Origin of the sequence: Sphingobium sp. B2D3A, from assembly GCF_025961795.1 — a bacterium.
Taxonomy (GTDB): Bacteria; Pseudomonadota; Alphaproteobacteria; order Sphingomonadales; family Sphingomonadaceae; genus Sphingobium.
Genome location: NZ_JAOQOI010000001.1, coordinates 381,444 through 396,694, shown reverse-complemented (window position 1 = coordinate 396,694; position 15,251 = coordinate 381,444). Strand labels below are relative to the sequence as shown.

Annotated in this window: 11 protein-coding genes; 5 read left to right on the top strand and 6 right to left on the bottom strand. The window is 63.7% G+C overall.

What is annotated here, in order from left to right; all coding sequences use genetic code 11:
- Positions 1–14 precede the first annotated feature (14 nt).
- Positions 15–2,666: a hypothetical protein gene (locus M2337_RS01705; RefSeq protein ID WP_264571448.1), complete on the top strand. Its 2,652-nt coding sequence runs from the start codon at positions 15–17 to the stop codon at positions 2,664–2,666.
- A 131-nt stretch (positions 2,667–2,797) separates the two neighbouring features.
- The gene (locus M2337_RS01700) at positions 2,798–3,727 is read left to right on the top strand and encodes a DUF4402 domain-containing protein (protein WP_264588581.1); all 930 of its coding nucleotides are present in this window, start codon (positions 2,798–2,800) and stop codon (positions 3,725–3,727) included.
- A gap of 41 nt (positions 3,728–3,768) precedes the next feature.
- Here M2337_RS01700 and M2337_RS01695 read toward each other — a convergent pair whose 3' ends face one another.
- Positions 3,769–5,283 carry an amidohydrolase family protein gene (locus M2337_RS01695; RefSeq protein WP_264571446.1) on the bottom strand — a complete coding sequence of 505 codons (1,515 nt, stop codon included), beginning with the start codon at positions 5,281–5,283 and terminating at the stop codon, positions 3,769–3,771.
- Between the two features lie 361 nt (positions 5,284–5,644).
- Here M2337_RS01695 and M2337_RS01690 point away from each other — a divergent pair, with 361 nt between their 5' ends.
- Positions 5,645–7,912: a TonB-dependent receptor gene (locus tag M2337_RS01690; RefSeq protein ID WP_264588580.1), complete on the top strand. Its 2,268-nt coding sequence runs from the start codon at positions 5,645–5,647 to the stop codon at positions 7,910–7,912.
- Positions 7,913–8,234: 322 nt separating this feature from the next.
- Here M2337_RS01690 and M2337_RS01685 read toward each other — a convergent pair whose 3' ends face one another.
- The 4 genes from M2337_RS01685 to M2337_RS01670 form a co-directional block, all read right to left on the bottom strand.
- Positions 8,235–9,602, bottom strand: coding sequence for a lipase family protein (locus tag M2337_RS01685; protein ID WP_264571444.1), 1,368 nt, complete (start codon positions 9,600–9,602; stop codon positions 8,235–8,237).
- Positions 9,603–10,046: 444 nt separating this feature from the next.
- Positions 10,047–10,835, bottom strand: a complete 789-nt coding sequence (locus tag M2337_RS01680) for an SDR family NAD(P)-dependent oxidoreductase (protein WP_264571443.1) — start codon at positions 10,833–10,835, stop codon at positions 10,047–10,049.
- Complete coding sequence (locus tag M2337_RS01675; protein WP_264571442.1) at positions 10,835–11,692, bottom strand: phytanoyl-CoA dioxygenase family protein; 858 nt, start codon at positions 11,690–11,692, stop codon at positions 10,835–10,837. Before M2337_RS01675 ends, M2337_RS01680 begins: the two co-directional genes overlap by 1 nt.
- Positions 11,693–11,697: 5 nt before the next feature.
- Positions 11,698–12,513: a D-glutamate cyclase family protein gene (locus M2337_RS01670; RefSeq protein WP_264571441.1), complete on the bottom strand. Its 816-nt coding sequence runs from the start codon at positions 12,511–12,513 to the stop codon at positions 11,698–11,700.
- Positions 12,514–12,644: 131 nt separating this feature from the next.
- Between M2337_RS01670 and M2337_RS01665 the strand changes: the two genes are divergently transcribed.
- On the top strand, positions 12,645–13,361 hold the full coding sequence (locus tag M2337_RS01665; RefSeq protein WP_264571440.1) for an SDR family NAD(P)-dependent oxidoreductase: 717 nt from the start codon (positions 12,645–12,647) through the stop codon (positions 13,359–13,361).
- On the opposite strand, the gene M2337_RS01660 is transcribed toward M2337_RS01665, so the two are convergent.
- Positions 13,362–14,561 carry an MFS transporter gene (locus tag M2337_RS01660; protein WP_264571439.1) on the bottom strand — a complete coding sequence of 400 codons (1,200 nt, stop codon included), beginning with the start codon at positions 14,559–14,561 and terminating at the stop codon, positions 13,362–13,364. It abuts the gene before it with no gap.
- Between the two features lie 67 nt (positions 14,562–14,628).
- Here M2337_RS01660 and M2337_RS01655 point away from each other — a divergent pair, with 67 nt between their 5' ends.
- Positions 14,629–15,120, top strand: coding sequence for a hypothetical protein (locus M2337_RS01655; RefSeq protein ID WP_264571438.1), 492 nt, complete (start codon positions 14,629–14,631; stop codon positions 15,118–15,120).
- Positions 15,121–15,251 lie beyond the last annotated feature (131 nt).

The window sequence follows — 15,251 nt, the reverse complement described above, 5'->3', positions numbered from 1 at the left end:
TGTGGATTGGACTGATGCTCATGATCGCCACTGCTCAGCCTACTCCTCTTTGGGCGGACAGCGGCGAACTGGCCGCTGACGATAATCAACTTTTGCTGCTTGAGGTTGTCCTTGACCGGGCATCTTTATCGGATGCGCTTCCCGCACTTCAGGTGGGCGACGATATCGTTCTCATCCCCGTCGGCGCGCTGACGCGCCTTCTCGATCTGGATGTTCAGGTTTCACCGGCAGATGGCAGATTGACGGGGCAGGTGGGCCAGGCTCGCCAGTCCATCTTCCTTGATATTGCGTTGGGTGAGGCGCGGGCGGGCACTGCGCGCATCATACTGAAGCCGGGTGACGCGCTGCAAGAGAGCGGAGACATATACCTGACCGTTTCCCTGATGGAACGGCTGCTCCCGGTTCGAATGACATTGGATGTGTCGGAATTGACGCTCAATCTCGAGGCTCGAGAAAAGCTGCCCGTGCAGATGCGGGCTGAGCGGATGGCGCAGGGAGAGGGCATCGCGCATTCTGGCGCTGTCCTGGAGCCGGTTCTTTCGGTGGCGGCGCCAGCTGGCATGCTGTCTTTTCCCGCCTTCGATGTAACGATGGATTTGGGCTGCGATACGCGGGGGCAACCCTTTCAAAGGCGGTTCGACGTGCGGGCTTCGGCCGCACTCTTGAACGCCGGGTTTCAAGGTTATCTCGCCTCCGACGATCGTGGGAAGCCAGCTCTGGCGCGGTTGCTTCTTGAGCGGCGTGAGCCGAAGGGCGGCTTGCTGGGCCCCCTGCGGGCGACCAGCGCTTCCTTGGGCGACACATTCCTGCCGGCCCTCGCACTAGGCCCCAGAAGTGTTGCCGCGCGTGGCTTTGCGTTTTCAACCCGGCCTTTGGAGCAGGCGAGCATCTTCGAACGTGTCGATATTCGCGGCGAGCTCGCACGTGGGCATGACGTCCAGATCTATGTGAACGACATCCTGAGCGGTGCGCAGTCGACGGCGGTCGAAGGACGCTATGAATTCGACGATGTCCCCCTGGTTCGTGGCCTCAACGTCATCCGGATTGTGGATTATGGCCCCAATGGCAGCCGCACTGAGACCACCCGGGTCATTTCCGTCGGCAGTGGACAGGCCGCTCCCGGAGAACTGATTATCGACTTTGGCATTGGCGAGCAGGGCAAGACCCTCGTTGGCTTCGAGGGCTCGCAGGAGCCATCCGTGGGCGCTGGGCGGCTCGTCGGTACGCTGAATGTGCTGTACGGCTTTTCCGAAAGCTGGACAGGCGCGGTCGGTCTCGCGCGCTATTCGTCCACGCAGGATGCCGCGCGCTTCCTCCTCTCGGCCGGCGTGCGAGGTTCGGTATTCGGCCTGGCTGTTCAGGGCGATGCAGCGCGAGACAGTCTGAGCGGATATGCTGCTGCCGTGGGCATCGCGGGCAAGCCGTTCGGGATCGCATCGACGATACGACGCGCCGAATTCCGAAATGGCTTTGTCGATGACGCCGCCCCCCATGGTGGTGACGGGCGCGCTCTGCGATCTGGAACCGAAGCAACTTTCGACTTTGGCTTGAAGGCCGGAAACCGCTCGATCATTCCGGTGGCCTTGCGGATCGGTCAAGACGCCTATGTGGACGGACAGAGCGCCGTGTATGGGACATTGAACATGTCGCTTCCCGTTGCCCGTGCGCTGGTCTCTGCCAGCTGGGATTATAACCGCGTGACCGGGCCAGGGGCTCAGAACCGATTGACCGGAAATGTCTCGGCGTCTCTCAATCCGGGCTATGACTGGCAAGTTCGCGGCGGGTTTGACTATGATGTGCAGCCCTCTCTTCAGGCCCGATCCTTTAACCTGGCTGTCGACCGAAGCGTCGGAGAAGGCTCCTCCCTGCGGCTCGCGGCCGGACAATCATTTGTAACGACCTGGGATACGACGGCGGAAGCGGGATTGAGTGTCCGCTTGCCGATAGCCGATCTTACCTTCAGCGCGGATTATTCCAGACCCCGAGGGGACTGGAGCGTCGGCATCCAGCTAAGCTTCAGTCTGGCACCCAATCCATTGAGCAGGCGCTATGCTGTGCGGCGCTCCGGGGCTGCATCGGGTGGGAATCTGGCGTTCGAAAGTTTCTTCGATTCCGATGGCAACGGTCGACGAGATCCGGGCGAATTGCCTGTATCCGGGCTCAAGCTGAAAGGCGGGACCAGGGAGGAAGTCACCGACGCGAACGGCCGAGCGCTGGTGACCGGCCTGGGATATGGCCCCTCCGCCCGAGTCACGATTGGGTTGGATGATGTGGATTTGCCCTATGTCGCCGTTCCGCCCCAGATTGTGGAATTTGCGCCCGTCCGGGGCAAGGTGGCGGTGCTGGCTTATCCGTTCAAGCCGGTAGGGGAAGCGCTTGTCCACATCGTCTTGCGGCAACCGACTGGCAAGCTCGTGGGCCTGTCGTCCGTGCGCGCTGCGCTTGTGGGTGAGGATGGCACGCGGAAGGAGGCGGTTTCCGAGTTCGACGGCAGCATTTATTTCGAGAGCCTGCCTCCTGGCACCTATGATCTGCAACTCGATCGCGAGCAGGCCGGGCGGCTGGGCATGGCCATGGCCGCGCCGGTCTCCGTCATCATTCCGGAAGCGGGAGGCATGGCTCCGGACGCGAACGCAACCGTCATTTTCGAAGGGACAAGGCATTGAGACATGCGACCGCATCTGGGGCGGTGCGCAGCGCTTGGCCCACCAAGCAGCCGGCGCCGGTGCGGCGGCTGCGCACACTGGCAGCGACTTGTGCGGCAATGCTCTGGGTGGCGCTTCCACAAGGGTCGGCGTTGGCCCAGTCTTTCACAGTCAACACTATCACAACGAACACGCCGAACTTCGGCAATGTGGCGGCGGCGGCGAGCGGCAACACCGACTTCGCCATTACGACGAGCGGCGCGGTCTCCTCGGCGGCGGGCAGCGGGGGAAATATCGCCTCGGGCACCAAGTCGGCCGCCACCGTCACCATCCGGTGCTCGGGCGGCAGCGCGTGCACGAGCGCGACGGCGATCGTCCGCCTCTTTTCGCTGACGACGATCAGTGGCCGGGCTCAGAAAGTGAAGAACTTCACCGTGGCTTCCGGCACTGGAACGGTGGGCGCTGTCACCACGAATCCCGATGGCTCGATCACCTTTCCCCTGACCGGCTTCTCCTCAACGAGCAGCCGCACCTTCCTCGTTGGAATGACCCTGCCGATTCTTGGCGATAATGCCTCTACCAGTACGAGCGCGTCAGCCTCATGGGGCGTGGGCGTCGCGAAATCGCCGACAGTCCCCTCCGCATCTTCGCTGTCCCGAAACGCAATCGCGACCATTCGCAAGTCGCTGACCCTCACCAAGAGCAGCGATCTGGCGTTCGGCGCGATCCGACCGCCTGCGAGCGGCAGCGGCACTGTCTCGATCAGCAACGTGAATGGTGCCCGGTCCATCGGAACGGGAAGCCCCGTCCTGCTTCCCGGCCTCACCAGCGGTCGCGCGCAGTTTTCCATTGGCGGACAGGCAAGCACGGCGATCACGGTCACGACGCCGGGCAGCCTGACGATGAGCGGGAGCGGCGGGGGCACGCTCAGCGTTGCACTTTCTCCATCCGCGAGCGGCGCACAGACACTGAATACATCGGGCTCCCTCACGTTGGGCGTAGGGGGCACTCTCACGGTGCCGAGTAGCACAGCCTCGGGAGATTACGCCGGCAGCTTTGCCGTTACGGTGAGCTATAATTGACGAAGCTGCCGCAGGGCTCGCTTGAACCAGCATCGATGTATCTATTCGCAACAATAGTAGCGCCCTATGGCCGACTTTGCCTGCGCGATGTCTCGCTCAGACGCCGTTGACCGGGCGAAGGCATCTCGCGCTTCCTCAACGAGGCGCGCTTCAAGTGCGCGCAGATCGATCCCGGTGCATTGCCCTCCCTGAACGACGGAGCGACCGCCGATGAGCAGGCATTCGACATGCTCGGCTCTGGCCCGTCCGAGCACAAGGCGGACAGGATCGGGATCAGGCATGATGCAATCGGCTGCCAGAACGCCGAAGCGAAGGATCAAAAGATCCGCATCCTGGCCTGCTGCGACCGTATGGGCGGGCGTCGAAGCAGCGCCGAGGATGGACTGCCTCCCCCAGTCGAAAACGCCTTTCAGGATTTTGCCGGGGTCCCGGCCCATGCCCCACTTCGTCTCGCGAGCGCCCACATGCCATGCCAGCCTCAGCTCCCGTAGCATATCCTCGTCGTCGTCCAGAGCCATGCCATCCAGCCCGAACGCGACACGCACGCCAGCATCGAGCAGACGGCCGATCTGCGGCATGCCCGACCGGAGACGCAGATTGGAGGAAAGGTTGACGCTCACGATGACGCCGCGTTCGGCGAGTAGCGCGATGTCGCGATCATCGAGCCAGATTGCATGTGCGACAGTGAGCTGCTCATTGAGCAGGCCCAGGCTGTCTAGCCAGCTCACGACACCCCCCGGACAATTGGCCCGCGACCAATCCCGTTGAAGCTCGGTTTCCAACATATGGGTGTGCACCCGTCGTCCGTCCGCTGCTGATGCACGCGCGATCGCCTCGAGCGTCTCGGTTTTTGCCCATTGCGGCGCCACCGGATGATACTGGAGTGTAAAATAGTCGTGCTCGAATGCCTTGGCCTGCTCGAACCATGAGAAATTCGTGGCACAATCCCGCATTCCATCAGCGGACGCGAGAATCCCCGCGCGCTGCTCTTCAGGATAGAAAGCGGCGAGACGGCCCAGATCGCCGTAGACTTGGGGGTTTCTGTCAAAGAATGGCCAGCCAAACCCGACACGGATTCCCACATCGCGCGCGGCCCGCGACACAGCCTCCGCCTCAGCGAGCAAGGCGCGCCCGTCCTGCGTATTGTGGCAATGGTTGACGGCGGCGACACCGCTCAACGCAATCCTGCCAAGCGCCACGACAGCGTTGAGCCAGGGATCGACCCGTGGGTGGCGGCGCAGGTCGGGCAACCAGCTTTCCAGAGATTGATCGGGCGCGCCAAAGGCGAGGGTCCGAAGGCCTCTGCCATGATCATGCGCGTTGGACAGTGCGGGCATAATCAGGCGCCCGGCCTCCTCCGGACTTAACGACTGCGCGGGCACCGGCTCGACAGCCGCGATCCGTCCATCGGTACCGATGCTGATCCGGCTCGGTCCGAGCAGCGTGCCTTGCGCATCCACAAGGACGCGTCCCGCCAGCAGTGTCCGCAGTGTCATGATGGGTTTCCCATTCTGCCTGTGCTCACCCAAAACCCAACGGCCTTGATCTGCAATCACTCTAAAGCGCCTGGACGCTCCAGGCGGTGCAAAAAAGAGATCGCTCGACGCCGCTTGCAACAACGCCGGACCCTCCTCTTACACATTTAGCAACAGGTCGGTTCGCTTCTTGCAATGGTGCAGCGGGCAAAACTTTGTCTTGATGTGTGTGCGCCGGGGAACGCGGTGCCCAGAAATGCTGGTCAACAGCAGGGAGGTTACACGCGAGGACATCTGGACGGTGCGTGGCGCAAGAGAGGTTACTCGCAAGTATCGAGAAAAAGGGGTCGGAGTCATGTCTCTCATCAAGAACGAAAACGGGTCTACACGCAGCGGCCGCTGCACATTCAGCGCGCTCTCCATATCCTGCGCAGCCGCTGTCTTGGCCACGTGCATCGGCACGGCGCATGCTGCCGACGCCGCCGATGCTGCCGCAGCGGAGGCTGCTGACGATCAGGGCGTCATCGTCGTCACCGCGACGCGGCGCGAACAGGCAATCAACGAGGTTCCCCTCTCGATCACCAGCTACGACAAGCGCCTGATGGACCAGCAGGGCGTTCGCACGATCGACGACCTCTCCCGGCTGACCCCCGCGCTGAACTTCACGTCGAGCGCCGGTTCTACCGCCAATAATGGCAGCAACATCGCTATCCGCGGCCTCTCCTCGGACGTCGGCTCCGCCACGACCGCGATCTACATCGACGAAACGCCGATCCAGATCCGCAACGTTGGCTATTATGGTGGCAACCCTTATCCCCGGATTTTCGACCTCGACCGTGTCGAGGTTTTGTACGGCCCACAGGGCACCTTGTTTGGCGCAAGTGCGCAGGGTGGCGCGGTGCGCTTCATCACGCCGGAACCGAACTATGACTCGCTTAAAATTTACAGCCGCGCGCAGGTTTCCTTCACGCAGGAGGGCTCGCCCAGCTACGAGGCCGGTCTCGCTTTCGGGGCGCCGATCAGCGACAAGGTCGCCTTCCGCCTCAGCGGCTGGTATCAGGACACGGGCGGCTACATCGATCAGGTCGTGCACGGCACCGACGTGGTGAAGGCCAAGGACATCAATTCCGGCAACGCTGCCGTCTTCCGTGCTGCTTTGGGCATGAAGCCGACCGAGACGCTCACCATCACGCCGAGCTTCTATTATCAGCGCGTCCACACCCGCTCGCGCGATGACTTCTGGGAAGGCTACGGCCTGGCCGCAGAAAATGATTATCACAGCGGCGTCTACGCCCTCGAGCCGAGCACGGACACCTTCTACCTACCGGCCCTGAAGGTCGAATGGGAAGTTGCGCCCAATATCGACCTGATCACCAACACGTCCTACTTCGATCGCAAGCAGAAGCAGACGCTGAACTACGCGACTTATTTCTCGGTCCTGCGCTCGGGCAGTCCTTTCGGCACCTACGCCAACAAGGACCTGAACAACATGGGCGTATACCTGAACATGCGTCAGAAGAACTTCGTTCAGGAAGCGCGTCTGCAGTCCTACGAGAACGCGCTGCTCGATTGGACGGCCGGCGTCTATTACTCGAAGAGCAAACAGGAATTCGCCAACTACACTGGCTCTGGCCGTATTCCTGGCGTTCTGGTGAACGGCTTCCAGCAATATCAAGGCGTCTACAGCTATGTGAACCTGGTCGATGCCAAGGACGAACAGATCGCCGGCTACGCAAGCCTGGACTTCAAGCCAACCGACAAGCTGACGCTGACCGCTGCGATCCGCTACAGCCATGTTGATTTCGACTTCACCAACATCACCGATGGTCCGACCTCACGGGGCGTGCGCACCGTCACGACGGCCAGCATGAAGGAACACGCCTGGACGCCGAACTTCGGCATCTCCTACAAGTTCGCGCCCAACAACATGATCTATGCCTCGGCGACCAAGGGTTTCCGCCCCGGTGGTGCTCAGGCGAAGATCGTCAGCGACCTGTGCACGGGCGACCTTGCCACGCTCGGCCTGACCGAGAGCCCGACTGCCTATGAGTCGGATAACCTCTGGTCCTATCAGGCAGGCACCAAGAACTCGCTGTTCGGCGGTGCGCTCCAGGTCGGTGCCAGTGCCTATGTGATGAAGTGGAAGAACATCCAGCAATCCGTGCGTTTGCCGACCTGCGCCTTCTCGTTCATCTACAATCTCGGCAACGCGACGGGTAAGGGCGGCGAACTCTCGCTGGATCTGCGCGCGGCCCGCGGCCTGAACATTGGCGGCAACGTGGCCTATGTCGATCTGACCTATGACAGCGACGTGCTCGGCGGCAATGGGCTGGTGCTCAAGGCCGACGGGCAGCACATCGGCGGACCGGCCTGGACCGGCCGCGTCTATGGCAGCTACGAACGGGAGCTCAGCGCAGGTGTGGACGGCTATGTGCGTGGCGAATATTCCTTCGCCAGCCACACTTTCCGCGGCGCGGTGCCCGGCACCTATGGCTATGATGCCGGCCTGACCGACCTGCCCGGCCGCAACTTCGTCTCGGCCCGTGCCGGCGCGCGGTTCAGCGGCGTGGACCTTTCCGTCTTCGTGGACAATCTGCTGAACTCGAACGACCTGCTGGCACGCAATCACGACTCGGTAGGCTCGCCGCTCTACTACAACCAGACCTACCGCCCGCGCACGGTGGGGCTGACCTTCCAGTATCGCTACTGACGACAGGATTTGAGACGAAGGGCAAATAGCCCTTCGGGTCGCGCGGACGGCGGGAGCAGCGATGCTTCCGCCGTTCTGCTTTGTTATGCGCGAAAGCCGCTGGCCGACTTGATCGGCGCAGGCGCGCTGGGCGCTTGCCTGGCAGAAATGGCGGGACGGGATGTATAGCCGAGGCGGTTCCGGCGCGAGACTGTCCTTCACCCAACGCCTCTCCTGACTGGAGGGGGCTAAGGGTTGGGCTTACACCAAATTGCGCGCGCAGTAATCACGCGCAAAAGCGCGCTCGCCCGCCGAGGAAAGGGCTTATGAAGTCGCCCGTCGCTCAGTCGATATAAGCGCCCTTGCGCTGCTGGACTGGCCCAGGGTGCTGGATGCTTGCGCAGTTAGAGGCTGGCACATGGCCCTTGAGCAGATTCTGCGCGAAGGGGATGGAGTCGGCAGCCGAAACCGTGACGGCGGTGCTGTGGTCCTCACCCGGATAGGTGTGCCAATGTACCTGTGTCCCCGCCGCGCACATGGCGCGCACGGCGTTATACTGTCCCTGCGTGCCGGCCATGTCGTCGGCAAGGCCGGTGCCGACGAACAGCGGGCCGGGGATGCGCCCATCGGTAAAGGCGAAGGCGGCGTCCATCTTGCTGTCGAGCGGCGCGAGATCCGCTGTGAAGACCGTCTGCCCGTCCTTGAGCCCCATCTCCTCCGCCTTGGCCATCAGGTCGCGCAGGCAACCGCGCCGCGAAAGGCGCAGCAGCGGATAGCCCGCGGGCGTGACGAAATCGGCCGGATCCAGATGCGGATTGAGCGCGCGATCCGTGCCGGCGATGCGCAGCATGGCAAAGCCCGGGTCCATCGCACGGGGATCGGTCATCTTCTCGCCCTTTGCTGCCTGCCCGGCGGCCTCCGGCGTATCGAAGGTCATGACGAGGCCGGTCGCGACGGTGCCGAGCAGGTCTAGCTGTGGCGCATAGCTCTTTGCCAGATAGGCAGAGCCAATCGCCGCGCCCGAGCCCTGGGACTGACCGACGAGTACCACACGGCGCGACAGCACAGCGGGATAAGCGGCGGAGGCGGCGCGGGCGGCGTCCAGCACGGCATGCCCTTCGGATCGCCAGATGAGATAGGGATGGACGCCATCTGCCCCCAACCCTTCATAGTCGGTCGCGACGACGGCAAAGCCCGCCTCCAGCCAGCGCTGCAGATAGCCCTGATCGCGCAGCGACGTGCCATTCCACGAAGGCGCGCAGACATCGGCAAAACCGGTCGTGCCATGCGCCCACGAGACGAGCGGCCAACCGCCCTTCGGTGCGCTTCCCTTGGGCTGGAATAGCATGCCCGAAACGACGATCGGCCCTTGATCTCCCACGCCGCTGGTAGAGGAATAGAGAATGCGCAGTGCTTGGCCGCTTTCCGGCTGCCTGCGGTCCGCCGGCAACGGCTCTTGCCGCAGCATCTGGCCAGGTGCGGGGATTTCGCCGGTCCATTGATAGAAAGCTGAAACGCCGCCATCGCCATCGATGTCGCCCAGATCAACCGGGCTGGCAGTGTGCTGCGCCGTGTGTTCAGGCGCGGGCGCAGCCTCCTGTCCCATTGCCGGCCCGGCCAGCGCCACCAGGGGCAGTACGGACCACAGCGCAAGGCGGACCAATCGATCTGATCGGTGCGAGGGCGCAGGGCGAAGAGGGCGGGTCATCATCGGCGGAGTCACTCCTTCTGCATCCTGCCGTTCTAACCTGCTGCGGGATAGTGTCGCGGGGGGATTGTGGCACCGGGGAGGTGCTGGTGGGGCAACGGGGTTGGCCCGACGAGGACAAATCCTTGCCTGACCGGTTGTCCGCTATTGGGTCTCGCGGAACGCTAGCGCTATCACTAAAAGTCGTTGGGAGCGCTCTTTGCCGATCTTCCCCGTTCGTGCTGAGTAGGGTCTGAGTAGCGCCGCAGGTGCGGATCGAAGAGCCGTATTGAAGCATCGCAGCGCGCGTAGCGGTCCTTCGATACGCCGCTTCGACAAGCTCAGCAGCTACTCAGGACGAACGGCGGGGCGTCCAGTCCGGTTTGGAACTCAGTCTTGCAAAAGCGCTGCCGGGATGATCGACAAACTGGACTCACTGCATCATCGATTGATCGGATGGTCCAAGCCTCAAAGCGTCGCGCCTCCGTCCACGACCAGTTCCTGACCGGTCACGTTGCGGCCGCCGTCGCCCACAAGGTAAAGCACCATGGCGACGACGTCCGCCATTTCGCTCGGGCGGTTAAGGGGGATGCCCATGTCCGCCACATAGGCGCGCAGCGCTTCTTCTTCCGAGAGGCCTTTCAGCTCGGCCATGGCGCGCCAATTGGCCTTCATGCGCGGTACGGCGATGGGGCCGGGGGCGATATAATTGACCGTGACGCCATCGGGCCCGGCCTCCAGCGCGGCGCTGCGGGTGAGGCCGCGCAGGCCCCATTTGGAGGCGGAATAGCTGGAGCGGCCGGCGCGGCCGCGCATCCCGTGATTACCGCCGATATTGACGATGCGCCCATGCCCTGCCGCGCGCATCACTGGCAGCAGGCGGCTCATGACGATGAACGGCGCGCGCAAATTCGTGGCGACGGTGCTATCGAACTCTTCAATACCGAACTCGCCGATGGGCGGCGACAGCGGACCGGTGTGGCCGGCCGCATTGACGATGACGTCCACTGCGCCTTGCGACCAGCCCAGGAAGCTGTCGAGCGCGGTCTCCAGCGCGGGCGCCTCGCGCACATCCGCCGTCAGCACCAGCGCCCGGCGGCCCTGCGCCCGTATCTGCTCGGCGACCTCCTCCATGGCGGCGGTGCGCCGCGCGACCATGGCGACGTCATAGCCCTGCGCGCCCAGCGCCAGCGCGATTTCCCGGCCGGTGCCAGCGCTGGCGCCGGTGACGAAGGCGATGGGATTTTTGCTCGCCATCACTGCGCGTCCGCGAAGAATTTGCGCTTCGAGCCGGCCTGAATCTTGTAGATCGAGCTGCCCGCGCGCGAAGGGAAGGGCAGGCGCACATAATTCTGCTCGAAGCGCACTTCTCGCGTCGAGGGGCCGCAGACGAGGCGGGATTCATACTCGTCCCAATCCACCTTGTAGAAGAGCGGGAAGGCATCGCTGGCGGCATATTCATAGAAGAGAATGCGGCGCGGATCGCCCGAGCGATTCACGCTGGAGCCATGGAGCGTCATGGGATGGTGGAAGCTGACGGTTCCGGGCGGACCTTCGAGCAGCACTGCCTTCGCCATGTCGAAGGCCGCTGGATCGACCGCGCCGCAGAAATAGCCCTCCTCGTCATGATGATCGAGCAGCGGCCCCTTGTGGCTGCCGGGGATGACTTGCATCGCGCCGTTGGAGGCATTGGCGCCATCCAGCATCACCGAGGCGACGCAGGTCGACATGTTGGTGTGCGGCGCGAAGGCCCAGTCCTGGTGCCACTCCAGCGCGGCGCCGCCATTGGCGGACTTCATGTTGATCTTGGTGTGCGAGAGGCGCACGTTCGCGCCGATGATGCGGGTGAGGACCGCCAGAATATCCGCATTGCCCGCCTGCTCGGCATAATAGGGGTCGATGCGGTTGGGCTTCTTGATCCGCTGGATGGTGCGGTTGCCCTGAACGTCCGTGTCGAAATCGAACCAGGCGTCATCGGCCTCCACCGTCTCCGCCTTGGCGGCGACGCGGTCGGTGAGCGCGCGCAGATTGTCCAGCACCGGACCCGCCAGCAGGCCGGGCAGGACGACATAGCCGTTTTCGTAATAATCGGAGACGATCTGATCGATGTTCATGAGGGTCAGTCCTTGGGGAGCGGCAGGTCTGTGACGACCATGTGCGCCTTGTGGTGCGTGATGCAGAGCGGCAGACGGGCGTTGCGCACGGCATTCTGGCCCGTCGCGCCGCACGCCCAGAAGACCGGCAACTCGCCGGGGTTCAGGGTCGTGAGGCCGTGGCCGCCATAGCTGTGCGAAAGATCGGCGATCCCCAGATCGCCAGGCAGACCGAGCGAAACCGGCGCGCCATGGAATTGCGGATAGCGGGCGCTGAGCAGCGTCGCGCGGATGGCATCGGCGGGGCTGAGCACGCGCATGGAGACAATGAGCTTCCCACCGAACGGGCCGACGGGGGTCGTCTCGCGATCCGTCTCGTACATGGCCGAGACATTGCCCTCATCGAGGTGGCGCAGACGCACGCCGGCGCGCTGAAGAATGGCTTCGAAGGAGAAGGAGCAGCCGAGCACGAAGGCGACGAGATCGTCCGCCCAGACGGCAGAGGCATCGCGCGGGGTCTCGACCAACTCGCCATCGCGGAACACCATATAGCCGCCGGTATCGCGGGCGATGTCGAGATCGTCGGCGAGCGCGGGGATCGCGCGGACGCCCGGCTCGCTGCGGCCGAGGATCGGCAGCGCTTGGGCGTTGGCGCGGCAATAGGCCTCGAAATCATCGGCATAGGCGGCCGGGACGGCGACAAGATTGCCCTGCATGAAGTCGCGCGCGACGTGGTTGGTGAAATCGGTGAATGCCCCCGCGCGGATCGCACGCCGCACGGCGCGCGGATTGGCGCGGTCGAATGCGGGCGCGGACGCCCCTGCGGAGAGGGCTTGGGTCATATTTGCTCTTTTACGCGCGCGGGGCGTTGCCGAGAGTTGCTTTTTGATGCCTCCCCCGTTGCCGATCCGGCCATGGGCGGCACCGCGCGGCCGTGCTTGGCTACGCCTTTCGGTTGCGGGAGTGCGCAGATATGGCGGGCATGATGATCATCGGCGGCACGCGCGGACTGGGCGGCACGATTGCAGGGGAATTTGCGCGGGCTGGACATCAGGTGGCGCTGGCGGATGAAGGAGCGGCGCCTGACGGTGTCTATCCCTACGTCGCCATCGACCTCGCCGACCGTGAGGCTCCAGTCTACGCCGTCGCGCAAGCGCTCACCCACCTCCCCACGCTCGATGCGCTGGTGATCGCCGCCAGCGCCATGGAGAGTGCACCCATCGAACGCTGGACCGCGGCGATGTGGGACCGGGCGGCAGCGATCAACCTGCGCCTGCCTTTCCTCGCGGTGCAGGCGGCGCTCTCGGCGCTGCGCCAATCGGCCAATGCGAGCATCACCCTGCTCTCATCCACTGCGACACTGCGCGGGCAGCCCTTCACTCATGGCTATCAGGCGACCAAGGCCGGTGTTGCGGGGCTGGTGCGCAGCCTGGCTGCCGAACTGGGGCCGGACGGCATCCGCGTGAATGCGGTGTTGCCAGGCTGGCTCGATACGCCGCTGACTGACGCATACTGGACTACGCGGGAAAATGCCGCCGATGAGCGCGCGCAGATCGAGGCGCGCATTCCGCTGCGGCGGCATGGTTCAGCGCAGGAGGCTGCGGCGCTGGTCTGCTTCCTCGCGTCACCCGCCGCCAGTTATCTCACCGGGGCCATCCTGCCGGTGGACGGCGGCGACACGGCGGTGTGATCAAGCCGCCGACGCGGCCGCCTTGGGCGCCGTCGGCACGCGGGGCAACGCAATGAAGCAGACCAGCAGGCCGACGATCGCGACGCCGACATAGCCTGACCAGTGCGTCAGCGCGAAATAGACGGTGGGGGTGAGGAACGAGGCCAGCGACACGAACTGGTTGACCGAACCTGCCACTGTGCCGCCGCCGACCGTTCCGGTCGCGAGCGCCGGCATAGTCGCCATGCAGATGCCGGTGGCGGCGCCATAAGCGAACAGCCAAGCCATCAATCCCGCAATGGCGATGATCATCGGGCTGGACGGCAGGAACAAAGCGATCTGCGCGACGACACCGATGACCACGACGATGCCGAGCAGCCGCCGCATAGGGAAATCCCGCGAGAGCAGCGCACCGGTAATCGTGCCGCCGAGCAGCACCGCGGCGATCTTGGCAATGGCCACGATGCTCGCCGACGCGGCGAGCGAGACGCCATGCACCTTTGCCAGATAGGTTGGCGCGGCAAGGCTGGTGCCGTAGGAGATCATCGCCGGCATCGCCATGGCAAAGCCGAGCATCAGAATCGGCGGACGGCGCAGGCCGGCAAACAGGGCAGCCAGCTTCTCACGCCCGCTCTGCCCTTCCTTGCGGATTGCCGCGACATGCGGGAGGATGAAGGCCAGCGCAGCGCATCCGAGCATGATCGCGCCGTGGAAGGCAATCGCCAGCCGCCAGCTGTCACTGGTGGTGAATGGCGCTGCCATCAGCAGCCCGAGCGAAAAGCCGGTCGGCGCATAAGTAGACCACAAGGTGAGCGCACGGGTGCGCGTGCCGCCCTCCAGCGAGCCCATCAGCATCGCCGCGCCGCCGTTCAGGATGCCGAGATATCCCACGCCTGCCATCAGCACGCCCAGGTTGAACAGCCAGATATCCTGCGCGAACCACAGGATTACGTCCGCCAGCACGAAGACCGGCGAGGTGAGCAGCAGCACCAGGCGCGGACCAAGGCGATCGACAATGCCGCCGCCCACCGTCGCCACGATCGTCGCGGGCAGGGAGAAGAGCGCAATGGTGAGGCCAATCGCGGCAGCGGGCGCATCCATCGCCTCGGTAATGCGCAGCGCCAACGGAGAGAGAATGCCGACCAGCGCCATGCTCATCAGGCCGATGAGATAGACCAGCGCTATGGTGCTCCAGTTTCCTTGCGTTCGCGGCGGCAGCATCGGCAGTTCCTCATCATGCGGCCGGATGAGCGCTCCGGCATGAGAAGGCAGGATAAGGAGCCGCCCGGTGCCCACAAGCCGGGTTCGCAATCTGCACCGAGGTGTTCACATTTTTTGGCGGGCTGCGGCTTGGCCGGTGAATGGGAGGAGACGGGCGGATGCCGCCTCATTAGAAGTATGGCGGGAGACCCGCCTGTCCAGAAACGACGGCATTGCTGACGTTCGTCATTTCCGCGATGGTATTCCGATGAAGCAGAGCGCAGATGCAAAACTTGTGGCGGAAGCAGTCGCACACAGCGTTGGCAACCGCCGCGAGGTCGAAGCGAGCAAATACGCTGGCTGCTTCTCCTGCTGCGCAACATTTGATGTAAGCGAAGTCCGTGAATGGCTTGATGAATGGACTGTTCCCGAGAAGCAGAATCGAGTGAGGCGTTGGACGGCCAGATGCCCCCGATGTAGCGCCCCGACCATCATCGGCAGTTCTAGCGGGCTTTTAGATGACCAAGGTTACCTGCCCATTTTGCATCATGTTATCAAGCATCAGCCGACGGTTCAGTGAGGTCCTTTAACCATCTCAAACTTGCCGGGCGCCGCCCCCCATGAACGCTTAAAAGCGGGCTGATCGGACACGGCAAACATAGTGACGGCATTCCGGGGGCCTGAGTAGCGGCTGAGCCTGTCGAAGCGAGG